The sequence below is a fragment of the Streptomyces sp. NPDC005774 genome (genome assembly GCF_042871645.1).
Classification (GTDB): Bacteria; Actinomycetota; Actinomycetes; order Streptomycetales; family Streptomycetaceae; genus Streptomyces; species Streptomyces pratens.
The window spans coordinates 57,154-74,105 of sequence record NZ_JBIAIV010000041.1; the positions used below are offsets into that span (position 1 = coordinate 57,154).

15 protein-coding genes and 1 pseudogene are annotated in these 16,952 nt (G+C 67.0%); 6 read left to right on the forward strand and 10 right to left on the reverse strand.

Features of this window, described 5'->3' with window-relative positions:
• Positions 1-222 precede the first annotated feature (222 nt).
• The 5 genes and pseudogenes from ACFYQA_RS29215 (at position 223) to ACFYQA_RS29235 (ending at position 6,238) form a co-directional block, all read left to right on the forward strand.
• On the forward strand, positions 223-1,779 hold the full coding sequence (locus tag ACFYQA_RS29215) for a Re/Si-specific NAD(P)(+) transhydrogenase subunit alpha (RefSeq protein WP_388923956.1): 1,557 nt from the start codon (positions 223-225) through the stop codon (positions 1,777-1,779).
• Positions 1,780-1,785: 6 nt separating this feature from the next.
• Positions 1,786-3,252 (forward strand): Re/Si-specific NAD(P)(+) transhydrogenase subunit beta, encoded by a 1,467-nt coding sequence (pntB, locus tag ACFYQA_RS29220; RefSeq protein ID WP_388923959.1) that lies wholly within the window; start codon positions 1,786-1,788, stop codon positions 3,250-3,252.
• 349 nt (positions 3,253-3,601) lie between these two features.
• Positions 3,602-4,850, forward strand: a pseudogene (locus ACFYQA_RS29225) (IS3 family transposase).
• Positions 4,851-4,885: 35 nt separating this feature from the next.
• Positions 4,886-5,083 (forward strand): carboxylesterase family protein, encoded by a 198-nt coding sequence (locus ACFYQA_RS29230; RefSeq protein ID WP_388923962.1) that lies wholly within the window; start codon positions 4,886-4,888, stop codon positions 5,081-5,083.
• Between the two features lie 498 nt (positions 5,084-5,581).
• Positions 5,582-6,238 carry a hydrolase gene (locus ACFYQA_RS29235; protein ID WP_388923965.1) on the forward strand — a complete coding sequence of 219 codons (657 nt, stop codon included), beginning with the start codon at positions 5,582-5,584 and terminating at the stop codon, positions 6,236-6,238.
• A 108-nt stretch (positions 6,239-6,346) separates the two neighbouring features.
• On the opposite strand, the gene ACFYQA_RS29240 is transcribed toward ACFYQA_RS29235, so the two are convergent.
• The 10 genes from ACFYQA_RS29240 to tnpA all read right to left on the reverse strand — a co-directional run bounded on the left by ACFYQA_RS29240 (position 6,347) and on the right by tnpA (position 16,070).
• Complete coding sequence (locus ACFYQA_RS29240; RefSeq protein WP_388923969.1) at positions 6,347-6,682, reverse strand: hypothetical protein; 336 nt, start codon at positions 6,680-6,682, stop codon at positions 6,347-6,349.
• Between the two features lie 366 nt (positions 6,683-7,048).
• Positions 7,049-8,788, reverse strand: a complete 1,740-nt coding sequence (locus tag ACFYQA_RS29245) for a pyruvate dehydrogenase (RefSeq protein WP_388923972.1) — start codon at positions 8,786-8,788, stop codon at positions 7,049-7,051.
• Between the two features lie 420 nt (positions 8,789-9,208).
• Positions 9,209-10,051, reverse strand: a complete 843-nt coding sequence (locus ACFYQA_RS29250) for an alpha/beta fold hydrolase (protein WP_388923975.1) — start codon at positions 10,049-10,051, stop codon at positions 9,209-9,211.
• A 135-nt stretch (positions 10,052-10,186) separates the two neighbouring features.
• Positions 10,187-11,494, reverse strand: coding sequence for a glutaminase (locus ACFYQA_RS29255; protein WP_388923978.1), 1,308 nt, complete (start codon positions 11,492-11,494; stop codon positions 10,187-10,189).
• A 332-nt stretch (positions 11,495-11,826) separates the two neighbouring features.
• Entirely contained in the window at positions 11,827-12,495 is a 669-nt protein-coding gene (locus ACFYQA_RS29260) for an NADPH-dependent F420 reductase (RefSeq protein ID WP_388923981.1), read from the reverse strand.
• Complete coding sequence (locus ACFYQA_RS29265) at positions 12,492-13,562, reverse strand: LLM class flavin-dependent oxidoreductase (protein WP_388923984.1); 1,071 nt, start codon at positions 13,560-13,562, stop codon at positions 12,492-12,494. Before ACFYQA_RS29265 ends, ACFYQA_RS29260 begins: the two co-directional genes overlap by 4 nt.
• A 761-nt stretch (positions 13,563-14,323) precedes the next feature.
• The gene (locus ACFYQA_RS29270; protein ID WP_388923987.1) at positions 14,324-14,734 is read right to left on the reverse strand and encodes a helix-turn-helix transcriptional regulator; all 411 of its coding nucleotides are present in this window, start codon (positions 14,732-14,734) and stop codon (positions 14,324-14,326) included.
• The gene (locus tag ACFYQA_RS29275) at positions 14,719-15,117 is read right to left on the reverse strand and encodes a hypothetical protein (protein ID WP_388923990.1); all 399 of its coding nucleotides are present in this window, start codon (positions 15,115-15,117) and stop codon (positions 14,719-14,721) included. Before ACFYQA_RS29275 ends, ACFYQA_RS29270 begins: the two co-directional genes overlap by 16 nt.
• A 51-nt stretch (positions 15,118-15,168) precedes the next feature.
• A complete protein-coding gene (locus ACFYQA_RS29280; protein ID WP_388923993.1) occupies positions 15,169-15,363 on the reverse strand; it encodes a hypothetical protein in 195 nt (64 codons plus the stop codon).
• Between the two features lie 278 nt (positions 15,364-15,641).
• Positions 15,642-16,070, reverse strand: a complete 429-nt coding sequence (gene tnpA / locus ACFYQA_RS29285; protein ID WP_388923996.1) for an IS200/IS605 family transposase — start codon at positions 16,068-16,070, stop codon at positions 15,642-15,644.
• A gap of 51 nt (positions 16,071-16,121) precedes the next feature.
• Here tnpA and ACFYQA_RS29290 point away from each other — a divergent pair.
• Positions 16,122-16,952, forward strand: an 831-nt coding sequence (locus ACFYQA_RS29290; RefSeq protein ID WP_388923999.1) for an RNA-guided endonuclease InsQ/TnpB family protein, incomplete at its 3' end; no start/stop codon positions are given.

The following is a 16,952-nucleotide window of genomic DNA, read 5'->3' on the forward strand; positions in this document are numbered from 1 at the left end:
ACCTGCGAACTTCACGTTGCACAGACCTCACTGCGTCAAATGCGCTGCGGACGGGAGCGGTGTGGCGACCGCAAAGTGAAACACACCACGGCCGTTCCCCGTCGGCCCGGGCGACTTTGGCGGGTAGGTTCCCACAGTCTGCGTCCACGGGGAACGAGCCCGATAGACGCCGCCCATCGCGGATCCCTTGTCCAAGCCTCCTTTGAGGAGAGAACACGAGAGATGTCTGCTCAAAAACCTACACACCACCCACCTCAGCGCATCGGCGTTGTGGCCGAGTCCGTTTCCAGGGAGACGCGTGTCGCGGCGACTCCGGCGACGGCGCGTCAGCTGCTGGGCCTCGGCTACGAGGTTGTCGTCGAGTCCGGGGCCGGTGAGGCTTCCGGCTTCGTCGACCAGGCGTACGTCGATGCCGGCGCGGGGATCGGCGAGGCCTGGGACGCGGATTTCGTCCTGAAGGTGAACGCCCCCTCCGACGCGGAGATCACCCGGCTGCGCAAGGGCGCGACCGTGGCCGCCCTGCTGGCCCCGGCGCAGAAGCCCGAGCTGCTTCAGGCGCTCGCCGACGCCGGCGTGACCGCCCTGGCGCTGGACGCGGTGCCGCGCATCTCGCGCGCACAGTCGATGGACGTGCTGTCCTCGATGGCGAACATCGTCGGCTACCGGGCGGTCATCGAGGCCGCGCACGTCTTCGGACGGTTCTTCACCGGCCAGGTCACCGCGGCGGGCAAGGTGCCGCCGGCCAAGGTCCTGGTGGCCGGCGCCGGTGTAGCCGGTCTCGCGGCGATCGGCGCCGCGTCCAGCCTCGGCGCGATCGTACGCGCCACCGACCCGCGCCCGGAGGCCGCGGACCAGGTGAAGTCGCTGGGCGGCGAGTACCTCCCGGTGAACGTCGCTCAGGAGGCGAGCACCGACGGCTACGCCAAGGCGACCTCCGCCGACTACGATCGCGCCGCCGCCGAGCTCTACCACGAGCAGGCCAAGGACGTGGACATCGTGATCACCACCGCGCTGATCCCGGGCCGGCCGGCGCCGCGCCTGCTGACGGCGAAGGACGTGGCCGTCATGAAGCCGGGCAGTGTCATCGTCGACATGGCCGCCGCGATGGGCGGCAACGTCGCGGGCACCGTGCCGGGGCGCGCGGTGGTCACCGACAACGGCGTCACCATCATCGGCTACACCGACCTCGCCTCCCGGCTGCCCGCCCAGGCCTCGCAGCTGTTCGGCACCAACCTGGTGAACCTGATCAAGCTGCTCACGCCCGGCAAGGACGGGCGGCTGGCGATCGACTTCGACGACGTCGTGCAGCGGGCCGTGACCGTGGTGCGCCGCGGCGAGGTCACCTGGCCGCCGCCACCCGTCGCGGTCTCCGCCGCGCCCGCCGCGCAGCCCGCGGCCGCGCCCGCCGCGCCGGAGCCCAGGCAGCCGACGCTGACGCCTGCGAGACGCTTCGGCCTGATCGGGCTCGGCATGCTCGCGATGTTCCTGCTGGTGGCCTTCGCCCCCGCGCAACTCGCTGAGAACTTCACGGTGTTCGCGCTGGCGGTGGTGATCGGCTACTACGTCATCGGCAAGGTGCACCACGCCCTGCACACGCCGCTGATGTCGGTGACCAACGCGATCTCCGGCATCGTCGTGATCGGCGCCCTGCTGCAGATCGGACACGAGAGCCGGATCGTCACCACGCTGTCCTTCGCGGCGATCCTGCTGACGAGCGTCAACATCTTCGGAGGTTTCGCCGTCACCCGCCGCATGCTGTCTATGTTCTCGAAAGGCTGAGCCGAGATGACCTCCATGACGGCCTCCCACGCGGCCGACCTGGTCGCCGCCCTGTTGTTCATCCTCAGCCTGGCCGGCCTGTCCCAGCACCGCACCTCACGCGCCGGCGTCGTCTACGGCATCGCCGGCATGGCCCTCGCGCTGGTCGCCACGGTCGTGGTGGCGGCGCAGAGCACTACCGCCCGCGTGGTCGCGCTGATCGTGCTCGCGACGGCGCTTGGCGCGGTGATCGGCCTGTGGCGGGCCCGCCGCGTCGAGATGACGCAGATGCCCGAACTGATCGCGGTGCTGCACAGCTTCGTCGGCCTCGCCGCGGTGCTGGTGGGCTGGAACAGCTACCTGGAGGTGGAGTCGCACGGCACGGCACAGACCCGCATCGGCGCCGACCTGCTGGGCGTCCACCACGCCGAGGTGTTCATCGGCATCTTCATCGGCGCGATCACCTTCACCGGCTCGATCGTCGCGTTCCTGAAGCTCTCGGCGCGGATCAACTCCCGTCCGCTGATGCTGCCGGGCAAGAACGCGCTGAACATCGGTGCGCTCGGCGCCTTCGTCGTACTGACGGCCTGGTTCACGATCAGCCCGAACCTGCCGCTGATGATCGCGGTGACCGTGCTCGCACTGGCCCTGGGCTGGCACCTGGTCGCCTCGATCGGCGGCGGCGACATGCCCGTCGTCGTCTCCATGCTGAACAGCTACTCGGGCTGGGCGGCGGCAGCGGCCGGCTTCCTGCTCGACAACAACCTGCTCATCGTCACGGGCGCGCTGGTCGGCTCCTCCGGCGCCTACCTGTCCTACATCATGTGCAAGGCGATGAACCGCTCCTTCCTCTCCGTCATCGCGGGCGGCTTCGGCATTGAGGCACCGGCCGGTCGCGAGGAGGAGCAGGGCGAGCACCGCGAGGTGCGCGCCGCGGAGGCGGCCGGGATGCTCGCCCGGGCCCGCTCGGTGATCATCACCCCCGGTTACGGCATGGCCGTCGCCCAGGCCCAGCACCCGGTCGCCGAGCTGACGCGGAAACTGCGCGAACGGGGCGTTACGGTCCGCTTCGGCGTCCACCCCGTCGCCGGGCGCCTGCCCGGGCACATGAACGTGCTGCTGGCCGAGGCCAAGGTGCCCTACGACATCGTCCTGGAGATGGACGAAATCAACGACGACTTCGCCGACACCTCCATCGTGCTGGTCATCGGCGCGAACGACACCGTCAACCCGGCCGCAACCGAGGACCCGGCCAGCCCGATCGCCGGCATGCCGGTGCTGCGGGTCTGGGAGGCCGAGCAGGTCATCGTCTTCAAGCGGTCCATGGCCTCCGGCTACGCGGGCGTGCAGAACCCGCTCTTCTTCCGCGAGAACAGCAGCATGCTCTTCGGCGACGCCAAACAGAGCGTGGAGGAGATCCTGCACGCGCTCAGCACCGACGGGCGCCGCGAGGCCACCCCGGTGGCGCCTCAGGCGACGGTGGCCGGCCGGTGATCTGGTTCTGAGTTCGTTCATCGTCCCGTGAGTCGCGTCCTGGACCGACTTGGTGGTTCGGCTGCGGGGGCTTGGCCGGTTGCGGTGTCCTGCTGATGTGAGGTCGCAACCGGCTGAAGCCGCTCATGCTGTTCGAGGCCAACCCGCCTGGAACTCCTCGTGGCCATGACGACGGATTTGTGGATGTGCCACTCCGCACTCGTCCAGGCAGAGTTCAAGCTGAAGTTGTCTACCTGGTGACGCTGACCTGCGGTGACGTGCCCAATACCGTCTCTGAGCTGGGCAGATGAGTCTTTCAGTGAAGCGCTCCGGCTCGAATGGAGGCTCGATTTCATGAAAGGATCGAGTCATGGCACGACCTTCCCGTTACCCCCTTGAGCTCCGCCGCCGTGCGGTGCGCATGGTCGCCGAGGTGCGCGACGATTACCCGAACGAGACGGCCGCTTTGCCGGCGGTCACGGACAAGCTCGGCATCGGCTCCCGCGAGACGCTGCGGAACTGGGTGAAGCAGCACGAGATCGACGCGGGGACGCGTCCGGGGACGACGACGGAGGAGTCCGCCCAGCTCAAGGCGTTGAAGAAGGAGAACGCCGAACTGAAGCGGGCCAACGAGATCCTGAAGGCCGCGGCGAGTTTCTTCGCGGCCGAGTTCGATCGGCCACACACACGCTCGTAGCGTTCATCGACGAGCACCGGGACCGCTTCGGCGGGGTCGAGCCGATCTGCAGGAAACTCACCGAGCACGACTGCAAGATCGCCCCTTCCACCTATTACGCCCACAAGAAACGCCTGGCCGCCCCGTCCGCCCGTACCGTGCGGGACGCGGAACTCAAGGAGCTGATCCGGCAGGTCCACACCGACAACTACCGTGTCTACGGGGCCCGGAAGATCTGGCGGGAGCTGAACCGGCAGGGGCATGCGGTGGCCCGCTGCACCGTCGAACGGCTGATGCGCGAGCTGGGCATCGCCGGCGCCGTCCGCGGCAAGAAGGTCATCACCACGATCCCGGACCAGCAAACCGAGCGGGCACCGGACCGGGTGGACCGCGACTTCGTCGCCACCGCACCGAACCGCTGCTGGGTCGCGGATTTCACGCACGTGGCGACCTGGGCCGGGGTGGTCTACGTAGCCTTCGTCGTGGACACCTTCTCCCGCCGCATCGTCGGCTGGTCCGCCGCGACGTCGAAGAAGGCCCGACTCGTCCTGGACGCTCTGGAGATGGCGCTGTGGCAGCGCGACCGCGATGAACACCCCCACGTTCGGGGTGAGTTGATACACCACAGCGATGCGGGCAGTACACCAGTTTCAGGCCGGCCGAACACCTGGACGCGGCTGGCATCGCGGCCTCGATCGGCTGCGTCGGCGATGCATACGACAACGCCCTGATGGAGAACACGATCGGCCTGTTCAAAACCGAATTGATCAAGCCGCAGCGGCCCTGGAAGACACTCTCCCAGGTCGAGCCGGCCACCGCCGAGTGGATCGACTGGTACCGCCACCGCCGACTCCACGGTGAGACAGGCCACGCCCCACCCGTCGAGTACGAGACCAACTACTACCTGACAACCACGAAACCCCAGGTCACAACCACAATCTGAGGTCTCTACCGAACCCGGGGCGATTCGACTACCGGTTGCGCGACCAGATGAGCGCGTACTGGGTCAATTTCGTGCGTACGGGCGACCCGAACGGATCGGGCCTGCCGGTCTGGCCCACGGTGGAGCGAGCACCCGAGCAGGTCATGGAGTTTGGTGAAGGCAGCGCGCTGGCACCCCGGCCGCGGTCGGACGCCATCGACTTCTGGATGGACTACGACGGGCCGATCCCGTAGCCGCGATGCGATCCGGCGAGCCTGGCGACCGGGCTGCCGACAGTTCCGTCAGCCGGTCAAGCCTCCCGTCCCTCCCGGCAGAAACCGCCCGGAGGCTTGACCGGCGGAAAAGCGCCGGCGCGGACACGTCTGCCGACGTCGTGAGGGGTGGAGCGGTCGACGAAGACGAGCTGGTGGCGGGCGCCGACCCTGCGGCCGGACTGTGATCGCCTCAAAGGAACCATGCCGTCCACCAGCACCGACACCTGACCCGCTGTCACGCACCAGCTCGTAACAAAGTCACCCCAGTTGCGCACGACCATGCCTGACCGGTTCGCCTGGACGCCCCAGAACATTGCTAGTTGACGCATCACTGACCGACATCTAGTGTCGATGACGCGTCAACCAAATGGTGTGAGGTCGCCGGCCCGGCCAACCCGAATCTGCTCACTTCGGGGTACCGAGAGGTCGGTGCACTGCCGGAGATCCGCGGACGCAACGTTCCAGAAGGGGAATCTCGTGGGTACTGAGAACAAGGCCGGACTCGGCGCGCTGCTGACGCCCGAGGAGAGCGTGCTCGCCCTCATCGACCACCAGCCGTTCCAGGTCGCCAACCTGCACAGCCACGAACCGACGATGGTCATCAACAACGCCGTCGGGCTCGCCAAGGCCGCCAAGGTGTTCGACGTTCCGACCATTCTGACCACCGTCCTGGAGGAGCGCGGCGGCCTTCTTCTCCAGGGCTTGCAGGATGTGTTCCCGGAGCAGAAGCCGATCAACAGGACCTTCATCAACACCTGGCAGGACGAGCGTGTCGTGAACGCCGTCAAGGCGACGGGACGCAAGAAGCTGATCATCGCCGGCCTCTGGACGGAGATCTGTGTGGCCATGCCGGCGATACAGGCGGCGGGCGAGGGCTTCGAGGTCTACGTCGTCACCGACGCGTCGGGCGGTGTCTCGAAGGAGGCCCACGACATGGCGGTGCAGCGCATGATCCAGGCGGGCATCACCCCGATCACCTGGATGGCCGTGCTGGGTGAGTGGCAGCGCGACTGGGCCCGCGAGAAGACCGTGCCGGGCGCCGCCGAGGTCCAGGCGCAGCACGGCGGTGCCAGCGGTGTGGCCTTCACCTGGGAGATGCAGCTCCTGAACACGCCCACCGGTAACGAGGCATGACATCGCCGCTGCCCCGGCGCTGATCCGTGTCGGGTACTGGCTGTCGTCCATACTCCGGCCGGTAGTTCGTGATCCAGCCGGTTGAGTCCGCATCACAGCATCCTCCCTTCAGCACGATCGGTGCCGAAGGGAGGATGCTGCAATTGCGGCACCCGGCAGACCCTTGCTCGTCCGGTGCCCTGAGCCGCCTTCCTGTGCGCGCCACTCCGGTGGCTGCTTGACGATTCCGAGATCACTTTCAGTGTCGAAGCCGACGAGTTCGTGCGGCAGAGCGACTGGGCGTGCGATGTCGACCCCCAGGTCGAAAGCGGCGCCGGCGATCGAATCGGCTATGTCCGCTTCCTGATGCTGCTGCTTCGCCCGTTCATGATGTGCGCTCAGACGATCGACGATTCTCCGGATCGGACCGTGACCGAGATCAGGGGCCGGCGTTTCCTCGCTCATGGGTGGTGATTCCCCTCCGTGGACCCCGCGCAGGGGGTGATCGGTGGCGCGCAGGCGTCGGGCCGTCGATATGAGGTCCCGTCAGGTGTGACGACCGTTTTCTGGTTGAGTCGCTCAGTGCTGATGCGTCCGGCGTCATCGTTGCGAGAGCAGGTGACCACCGGCGTCCCTCCCACCTGGGAGTACGTCCGCACCAGACGGCGGGAGGGGCCGGTGTGTCACCGACAAGTCGGTGCCGGGGGTGTCTCGATGTGGCGTTCGTGAGGAGCTGGGTGGCCCACGGAGAGCCGGGCCACGGTGATTACGCCGGCCTTCGTCAGGTCGCTGGGGTCGTGAAACCGGACCTCGATGAGTGCGGCGACCATCTCAGGGGCGGTGGATGTTCCGCAGGTTGGCGCGGGCCAGGTCGAGCATCTTGCCGACGCCGCCATCGAGCACTGTCCGGCCCGCGGCGAAGGCGAATCCCTTGACCTGGGCGGCCGAGATGTGCGGCGGGATCGACAGCGCGTTGGGGTCGGTCACCAGGTCGACCAGGAACGGTCCGTCATGGGCCAGCGCCCGCTTGAGCCCATCGATGACATCCCCGGGGCGCTCGATGCGGATCGCCTCGATGCCCGCGCTGCGGGCGATCGCCGCGTAGTCCACCGGCTCGTGGTCGGTCTCGTGCTCAGGCAGCCCCTCGACCAGCATCTCCAACTTCACCATGCCCAGGGAGGAGTTGTTGAAGACGATCGTCTTCACCGGCAGATCGTGCAGCTTCACCGTGAGCAGCTCGCCCATCAGCATGCCCAGTCCACCGTCGCCGGACATCGAGATCACCTGGCGGCCGGGGTAAGCGAACTGCGCGCCGATGGCGTGCGGCAGCGCGTTGGCCATCGTGCCGTGCAGGAACGAACCGATCACCCGGCGCCGTCCATTGGGGGTCAGATAACGCGCCGCCCACACGTTGGACATGCCGGTGTCCACGGTGAACACCGCGTCGTCGGCGGCGAGATCGTCCAGAACCGAGGCCACGTACTCAGGGTGGATCGGGGTGTGCCGCTCGACGTCGTGGGTGTAGGCCGAGACCACCTTCTCCAGCGACCTGGCATGCTTGCGCAGCATCCGGTCCAGATAGGCACGGTCCTCCTTCGCCCCGACCAGCGGCAGCACAGCCCGCAGCGTCTCCCGGACATCGCCGTGGACCCCGAGTTCCAGCACAGTGCGACGGCCGAGGCGGCCCGCATCGTGGTCGATCTGTACGGTCCGCGCCTGCGGCAGGAAGTCGTTGTACGGGAAATCGGTGCCGAGCAGGACGACCAGGTCGGCCTCGTGCATCGCGTCGAAGCAGGCACCGTAGCCCAGCAGACCGCTCATGCCTACGTCGTACGGGTTGTCGAACTGGATCCACTCCTTGCCCCGCAGGGAGTGCCCGAGGGGGGCGGCGGTCTTCTCGGCGAGCGCCATGACCTCGGCGTGCGCGTCCCGCACTCCCGCACCGCAGAACAGCATCACCTTCCGTGCCGCGTTCAGCTTCTCGGCCAGCGCCCGAACCTGTGTGTCCGGAGCGACGATCCGGCCACGCTCGGTGACCAGGTCGCTGCTTCCCGTCGGGTGAGCCGCCTCGTCGTGCGCGACATCGCCCGGTATCACCAGGACCGACACCGCGCTGTGGCCAAGAGCCCGCTGCATGGCGATCCGCAGAATCCGGGGCATCTGCTCCGGGGTGCTGATCATCTCGCAGTAGTCGCTGCAGTCGGTGAACAGCCTTTCCGGATGGGTCTCCTGGAAGAATCCGGTGCCGATCTGGTGGGACGGGATGTGCGAGGCGAGTGCCAGCACGGGCGCGCCGGAGCGGTGCGCGTCGTACAGTCCCTGGATCAGGTGTGTGTTTCCGGGTCCGCAGCTTCCGGCACACACCGTGAGCCTGCCGGTCAGCTGCGCCTCCGCAGCGGCGGCGAAGGCGGCGGCCTCCTCGTTCCGTACGTGCACCCACTCGATGCCGTCGGTACGGCGCACCGCGTCGACCACCGAGTTCAGGCTGTCACCCACCACGCCATAGATCCGCTCCACGCCCGCCTGGCGCAGAATGTCCACCATCTGCTGAGCCACGGTCAGATTCCGCATCCCGGACTTCTCCCCTCAGGCTGTACGCCTGTTTCATATGACTATCGGAAGACTCAATATAGTTGATGTATCCACTTAGTAGGCGGGGGCGCCGGGGATCGCCCCCTGGGGAGGGGGTACCGGTCTGTCGTTCGGGGGGCTCGGAGGCAGAGGTTGTGCAGGCCGGAGCAGGCCCCTGAGGGAGGTCAGCGCGTCCAGCAGTGGCAGGTGCCGGGCACTGGTGTGGTGGGTGCCGCCGGACAGCGTGTCGACGCGTGGGTGCCGTGACGGTCGAAGATCAGGCATCCGTTGCGTTGATGGACCCCGAGGGGCATATGTGGCGCCTCAACATCAGTTCGGCGCCACATACGCCCCTCGTCGACGGCGATGACGCGGTTCCGCGTCATGAGAAGCCTCAGGGGAACAGCCGGTCATCCACCGTCACTTCGCGAGGAAGTCGCGCAGCGCGGTGTTGACCTCGTCGGCGTGGGTCCAGAGCAGGCCGTGCGGCGCTCCCTCGACCTCGACGTAGTCGGCCTCGGGGAGCGCCTTGTGGAAGCGGCGCCCGGTGGCGTCGATCGGGAGGATGTTGTCCTTCGTACCGTGCAGGATCAGTGCGGGCTTGCCACTCGCGCGGACCGCCTCGACGTCGGCGCGGAAGTCCTCGATCCATGCCGGCACCACGGCGTACGCGGCCACCGGAGCGCTGCGGATCGCGACGTTCCAGCTACCGGTCACGACCTCCTCGCTGATACGCGTGCCGAGGTTCTCGTCGAGGTTGTAGAAGTCCGCGTAGAACTGCTTGTACCAGGCGTACCGATCCGCCTTTGCAGTCGCGGCGATGCCGTCGAAGACCTCCTGCGGCACCCCGTCGGGGTTGTCGTCGCGGGCGACGAGAAACGGCTCGAGCGAGGCGAGGAAGGCGAGCTTCGCGACACGCTCATGACCGTAGCGACTCACGTAGCGGGCGAGTTCCCCGGTGCCCATCGAGAAACCGACAAGGACGACGTCCTGCAGGTTGAGGGTCTCAAGGACCGTGTTCAGGTCAGCGGCGAAGGTGTCGTAGTCGTAACCGGAGTTCACCTTCGACGACTGGCCGAAGCCACGACGGTCATAGGTGATGACCCGATAGCCCTGGGCCAACAACTCGCGCGTCTGACGCTCCCAACTGTGCCCGTTCAGTGGGTAGCCGTGGATCAGGACGACCGGCTGCCCAGAACCCTGATCCTCGTAGTAGAGCTCGACCGGCGTACTGTTCTCCGTGCCGACGGTGATGTAACCCATGACTTCTTTCCCTTCTGGCCGACGAAACGAACGCCGACCCATATCTGTATGTGGAAACCGTGTGCTCGGAGGCGGGTCAGAGGTCTCGCCGTTCCGCATCGGCCTGCGGCGGGAAGCGAATTCCACCATGCGCTTTCAACCGCCCTGACCTCCTCCCGCGATCGCGGCGTTTAGGTCAGCGTGGTTCATGTTGTCCACGAGTGTGACTCGGCCACCATCGCCGGGATCGGGATCGGGCATGATCGATTCTGGGTCGACGAGGTAGACCTCGTGACCATTCAGCGTCAGCCGGCGCGCGACCTCCAGCAGCACGCGCCGTGCCACGTCGTCGATCGAATAGACCCTTGTCAGGTCCAAAGCCACCCTGATGTCCGAAGGCGAAATGTCCATGGCTTCCTGAACAACTCTCTCGGCTCCGGCAAAGCCGATGCCACCTTGCAGTTGCAGGACCCGGAGCGCGTTCGGTCCGCTGCCGACGACATGGTGGGACCGCACGACGGCACGCGCGGCGGCGGGGACCTCCATCACATGCAGGCCCATGTCTGAAGAGAACCGTTCGAAGAGTGACACTCCGCGAACGCTGTTCCCGTGCCTGTCCAGTCGTGGTGAGAACGTGGCAATTCCGATCTGCCCGGGGAGCGCGCCGATCAGGCCCCCGGCCACCCCGCTCTTCGCCGGAATACCGACCTGGGTCGCCCAGTCACCAGCGGCGTCATACATTCCACAGCTGAACATGACGCTCAGCACCTGACGTGCCACCGCTTCCGGAACCACCTGCTCACCCGAGAGAGGGTTTATCCCGCGGTTGGTCAACGTCGCGGCCATCATGGCCAGATCTCGCGTGGTGACGAGCACGGAACACTGGCGGGTGTAGCCGTCCACGACGGGCCTGGGATCCTCGGTGAGGACGTCGTGACTGCGGAGCATGTGCGCGATGGCGAGGTTGCGGTGCGCGTTCTCCATCTCTGACGCACATACCGCCTCATCCATCCTCAGCCGACGACCGGCGAACGCCGAGAGGCCGTGGAGCACTCGTTCCACACGCTCCGCCGGATTCAGGTCCTCCGCGCCGGTCAGTGAGTGCACGGTGATCGCGCCGGCGTTGATCATGGGATTGAGAGGGCGCCCGGTGTCGCTTTCGAGGGAGATCTCGTTGAACGCCTCTCCGGACGGCTCGACACCGACTTTGGCGAGCACAGAGTCGAATCCGCGATCAGACAGGGCCAACGCATATGCGAACGGCTTGGAGATCGATTGGATGGTGAACTCGATATCGATGTCGCCGGCACCATAGACCTCTCCGCCGATCATGGCAAAGGCCGCTCCGAGGCGCTCGGGGTCCGCTGCTGCGAGCTCAGGAATGTATCCCGCCAGCTCTCCGGACGTGTCCGACTCCACATCTTTCAGCACCTCGGCCAAATAGTCGGGAATGATGGGCCGCATTCGTCCTCCATGCATAATTGCAATCTTCACGCTGTGAGAACCGCGTTGCGTCCGCCCTTGTGTCAGGCTGCCCCTGGCGGCACTTCACGGCGTCACATTGCGATGTAGCCAGGGAGATGACCCCACGTTTCGCCAGGCGCGGCGCGCGTGACGCAGATGGCGAGCGAACATCGGGCACAACGGCACGACGGTGACGTCTTCGCGAATGCTGTCTGCGAGTGCCTTTTCTTGTGTTGTCAGTGAACCCTTGAGTCATCTGACTGTCCTTCTTCAGAGAGCGTCACGGCGTGGCCACAGTCCTCCGGTCCGGCCGAGGTGCTTCTGTTTCTCTGTTACGAGTGCTCAAAAAGTCTTGTCGGAGCAGGGGTGGCGGTGAGCACGCGAAGCTGGTCGGCGTCGACATCGGCTCCGAAGGCGGGGGTTCCCGGCTCGAGCCGGATGCCCGCTGCGAGGTCGCCGATGGTGACGGGGTCGAATCCGAGAGTGTCGATCAGTGCGGACACCACAGCGAGATCCTCGGGCGAGTCACCGGCGAGCGCGATGGCCTTGCGTCCGAGGCCGCCGGCGGGACGAGCCTCGCCCTCGAGGTCGTGGTAGCCCATGTGGTTGAAGGCTTTCACGACACGTGCGCCTGTCAGGAACCGCTGAACGACTTCGCTGGAAGAGGTGTCAGGCGGGAGGATCGCCTCGCGGGGACCATCGACCTCCCACCAGTGGTTCATCGCGTCGATGACCAGCTTTCCCTCCAGCTCCGCAACGGGGAGGTCGCGGTGTTTGCCGAGCGGGAGAGCCAGGACCACCACGTCGGCGGCATCCGCGGCCTGGGCCGGCCACACGGCGGTCGCTCCAGGGGTGAGGATCTTGGCGGTAAGCGCGATCTTGGAGGGGTCACCGGACCCTGAGATCAGGACTCGATAGCCGGCGGCGACCGCCAGGCGCGCCAGGACGGTGCCGACTTTCCCGGCTCCCAGGATCCCGATAGTGGTGACAGGGTTAATCATCGCGTGGCTCCCGCCGTGGCCACGGACTCCTCGGCCAGAAGCTCGCGGACCCGAGGGATGACTTGGGTGCCGTACAGCTCGACCGAACGTAGACGTGCGGAGGCAGAAACGGTGCCGGCGGCGGAGTAAATCATGTCGAACCGGCCCGCGTTCAGTACCCGGATGGCATGGGCGATCTTGGCCGCGACCGTCTCCACCGAGCCGACATACAGTGAGCCGCGGTCCACCTCGGCGTCGAAGTCCTCCCGGCGGAGCGGCGGCCAGCCGCGCTGCCCCCCGATCCGGTCGCGGATCTCCTTGTACCCAGGGTAGAAGAGCTCCTTGGCCTCTTCGTCAGTGGAGGCGACGAAGCCGGGCGAATGCGTCCCGACCGGCTGTGCGGTCGTGCCGAACTCCTCGCTGGCACGCTGGTACAGATCCACGTAGGGAGCGAACCGGTCGGGGGCGCCGCCGATGATGGCCAGCATGAGCCGGAAGCCATACTGAGCGGTGCGGAGCACGGACTGCGGTGTCCCGCCGACCCCTACCCAGGTGTTGAGACGTCCCGAATCCGTCTTCGGGTACACGTCCGCCTTGTGCAGGGCGGCGCGCGTGGTGCCTTCCCAGGTGACCGGCTTCTCGTCCAGGAGCCGGTGGAAAAGGTCGATCTTCTCCTCGAACAGCACCTCGTAGTCCTTGAGGTCGTACCCGAACAGGGGGAACGACTCGGTGAAGGAACCGCGTCCGAGGATCACCTCGGCGCGACCGTTGGAGAGCGCATCGACCGTGGCGAACCGCTGGAACACCCGCACCGGGTCGTCCGAGGACAGCACTGTCACGCCCGAGGCGAGCCGGATGCGCTTCGTGGCTGTCGCGATGCCGGCCAGTACTGTCTCAGGGCTGGAGATCGCGTACTCGGGTCGGTGGTGCTCGCCCAACGCAACAACGTCGATACCGACCTGGTCGGCGAGGACCGCTTCGGCCACCGCGGCGCGGATCGCCTGCGCGTGCGAGACGATCACGCCCTGGTCGTCTCGGGGCCGGTCTCCGAAGCTGTCGATACCGAACTCGATTTGCGAAACATCCATCGTGTTCAACGCTTTCGTTGTGTCGGGGTGTGGTGGCGCGTGGTTCGTGACGACCGGGCGGGACGTCTGTCCCGGGCGACCTGCGCGAGTTCTCTGCCGATCGGGCCCCGCGTGTCGTCATCGCCGGCAGCAGTTCGCGCGCAGACGGGGGAGGGGATCCTGTTCGCCGGACGCCGGACGCCGGACGCCGGACGCCGGACGCCGGACGCCGGACGCCGGACGCCGGACGCTCTGCTCCGCAGTCCGCTTGGTCACCCGCACCACCTCCGCCGATCTAGTTGACATGTAAACCTTGACACTCTCATGGTTTACATGTCAACCAGATTCTGGCGTGGCAGGTGCAGCTGCACGTCAGCGAACCGGTGTGCTTGGTCCACCACAGGACCGGCCACGGGCCCGGTCGGGCGGTTCGCCGGCTGAGGTCACCCCTCCTGGCAGGCCCCTCGACGGGCTTGGCGTTCTCGCACTCGGCGACATCGGCGCGCGCATCATCGAGCCTCTCGACGCCGATCAAAGCGATCGTCCGAGAGGCGGCGCATTGTGCCGCGACTGATCTTCGCTCGCCTGCTGCGGGAAGATGCCGGCAGGGGCCACCTGGCGGACCCCGCCTTCGATGGACGTGCGGTGCCAGAAGTGCGTCCGCCGGCGCGCGCCGCGTCCGGAGCACGTCGACCTGTTCGACATCGAGCGGGCGGTGAGCGACGCTGTCCGATCCGGCACTTCCTGGGCTCTCACCGGCATCCTCACGCGCCTCGCTGCCTTCACTGCGCTGATCGGCGTCGGCGTACCGGTTCTCGGCGCGGCCCTCGCTGCCGGGCGTACTCGGTGGGTGTGAGGCCATAGCGCTGCTTGAAAGCGCGGCTGAAGTGGCTGCTGTCGGCGAACTGCCAGTGCGCGGCGATCTCCGAGACGGCCAGCCGAGACGCCGACAGCGCCTGCCTGGCCGACTCCAAGCGCCGTTCCCGGATGTAGGCGGTCACCGACTCCCCGCCCGCCGCGAACGCGCGCTGCAGAGTACGCACCGAGACGCTCAGCTCCCGGGCCAGCATCGCCGGCGAGAGGTCGGCGTCTGCGAGCCGCTGCTCTGCGAGGTTCTTCGCCGCCTGGGCGAGGGCTGGGGCAAGGCGGGTGTTCACATCGTCGAAGCCGTGGTGCGTCACCGCGGTGGCCAACTCGACCAGCGTGTCTCGCGCGGCCTGGACACCGGCTCGAAGGGTTTCGAGGCGAAGCCCTTGTCGCTGATCAGCAGCAGGCCCGACCGCTCGCGCACCGGCTCGGCGTCGACCTCCAGCATCGCGGCCAGCACCTCGCGCTCGCCGAGCTTCGGATCCGCCAGCGCCCACAGCATCGGCATCCCCGCAGGGGTGCAGACCAGGTACAGCCGCAGCCCCCAGAAGAACCACGAATGCGACGCGCAGTAGCCGTAGTTGGCCCAGCCCGCCAGCTCCGAGCGTTTGACCGTGGGGCGGGACATCCCGCACGGCACCGGCGTCGAGTCCGTGATCCACACCGTGTCGTGCCAGAAGTCCGTGCCCTTGGCGAGCACCCGTCTCACCCGCTTGATCTGCGGCAGCGCGGCCCGCAGCCGCTTGTTGTGGCCCGCGTCCTACGGGATGAAGGGGAACAGGTGCCGGTAGTGCCGGCGAGCGTGCCGCAGCCAGCGGGCCTCGCAGTGGAAGCCGAGCATCGCCTGCATCACCGCCAAGCACAGCAGCTCCGAGTGACTGAGCTTCGGCGGCCTGCCCGGCAGCCGCGCGATACCCGCCCAGTCGTCGTCGATCTGTACGTAGAGTGCGGTCACGAGGGTGTCCAGATTCGTCGTCACAAACGGTCATGGACACCCTCTCTTCGCGCCCGCAGGCATTCGGAAAGACTCGTCTAGTGTTCGAAGCGCCCGCACGTCAGGAGGACTTGGTGAATGACCGGAACAGCCGCGTGGCCGTGATCACTGGTGCCGGGGGCGGCCTGGGCATCCATCCCTGATCTTGCGTGGGTATCCCCGGCTTCAGCCGGGGAGGGAAACGCATCCTTGGCACGGAGGCGCGAGGCGCCGGAGTTCTCTGCGCCCTGGAGTGACGGTCAGACGGGGTGCTTCTGATCTTCGATGTACTGCCGGATCACGGTCAGCGGGGCGCCGCCGCAGGAGCCCGCGAAGTACGAGCGTGACCAGAGGACCGATCCCATGCCGATCCGGTTGATCCGGCCGGTGTGCTCGGCGCGCAGGTATCGGGAGCTGACGCCCTTCAAGCTGTTGATCAGCTTCGACAGGGCGACCTTCGGCGGGTAGTGCACCAGCAGGTGCACGTGATCGGCCTCACCGTTGAACTCGCGCAGCTCGGTCTCGAAGCCGGCGCAGACCTCGCGCATGATCTCCTCGCAGCGCTTGAGCATCTGGTCGTCGAACACTCCGCGCCGGTACTTTGTCACGAACACCAAGTGCGCGTGCAGGTTATGGACAACGTGGCGACCGGTGCGAATATCAGAGTTTGGTTCCCAGCGTGGTGACATATACCAAGCGTAGTACGATCGGCGCAATCAAGCCGAAAGGAGGTGGGCCGGGTGATCCGTGCGTACAAGTTCCTCATGCGGCCCACCGTGGGCCAGGCCGCCGCGTTGACCGCGATACTGGCCGATCACTGCTCGCTCTACAACGGGGCACTGCAGGAACGCCGTGACGCGTACCGGCACGTGTCGAAGACGGGCATCAAGTACGGGATGCAGTCCGCGCAGCTCAAGGACATCCGGGCGTTCGACCCGGAGCGTCAGGGCCGCTGGTCGTTCTCCAGCCAGCAGTCGACACTCCGTCGTCTCGACAAGGCGTTCACCGCGTTCTTCCGCCGGGTCAAGTCCGGCGAGACGCCCGGCTACCCGCGCTTTCGAGGGGTGAACTGGTTCGACACGGTGGACTTCCCGAAGGACGGGGACGGCTGCCGCTGGGACTCCACCCCGCACGACCCGCTCACCCGCGTCCGTCTCCAGGGCGTAGGACACGTCAAGGTCAACCAGCACCGGCCGGTGGCCGGCAAGGTCAAGACGGTGTCGCTCAAGCGTGAGGGCAAGCGCTGGTACGTGATCCTGACCGCCGAGCAGGCCCGGCCCGAGCCGCTTCCCGTGATCGGCTCCGTGGTCGGCATCGACATGGGGATCACGAACTTCCTCGCCGACTCCAACGGCAACTTCGTGGACAACCCGCGCCACGGGCGCAGGGCCGCCGCCAGGCTCGAAGAAGCACAGCGGGCCCTCGCCCGGTTTCCCCGTGTGCGCCGGGACAGGCGCACCGCCAACCACCGGCGCGCCGCGGAGAACGTCGCCAAACTGCACGGCAGGGTCCGCCGCCAGCGGCTCGACCACGCCCACAAGACCGCGCTCGCTCTGGTCCGCGAGCACGAC

Excerpts from the sequence above, each read along its gene's own strand:
- ACFYQA_RS29250 (WP_388923975.1), bottom strand. The coding sequence starts at position 10,051 with ATGGGTTACATCACCGTCGGCACGGAGAACAGTACGCCGGTCGAGCTC.
- ACFYQA_RS29240 (WP_388923969.1), bottom strand. The coding sequence starts at position 6,682 with ATGAGCGAGGAAACGCCGGCCCCTGATCTCGGTCACGGTCCGATCCGG.
- ACFYQA_RS29265 (WP_388923984.1), bottom strand. The coding sequence starts at position 13,562 with ATGGATGTTTCGCAAATCGAGTTCGGTATCGACAGCTTCGGAGACCGG.
- tnpA (WP_388923996.1), bottom strand. The coding sequence starts at position 16,070 with ATGTCACCACGCTGGGAACCAAACTCTGATATTCGCACCGGTCGCCAC.
- ACFYQA_RS29255 (WP_388923978.1), bottom strand. The coding sequence starts at position 11,494 with ATGCGGCCCATCATTCCCGACTATTTGGCCGAGGTGCTGAAAGATGTG.
- ACFYQA_RS29260 (WP_388923981.1), bottom strand. The coding sequence starts at position 12,495 with ATGATTAACCCTGTCACCACTATCGGGATCCTGGGAGCCGGGAAAGTC.
- ACFYQA_RS29215 (WP_388923956.1), top strand. The coding sequence starts at position 223 with ATGTCTGCTCAAAAACCTACACACCACCCACCTCAGCGCATCGGCGTT.
- ACFYQA_RS29245 (WP_388923972.1), bottom strand. The coding sequence starts at position 8,788 with ATGCGGAATCTGACCGTGGCTCAGCAGATGGTGGACATTCTGCGCCAG.
- pntB (WP_388923959.1), top strand. The coding sequence starts at position 1,786 with ATGACCTCCATGACGGCCTCCCACGCGGCCGACCTGGTCGCCGCCCTG.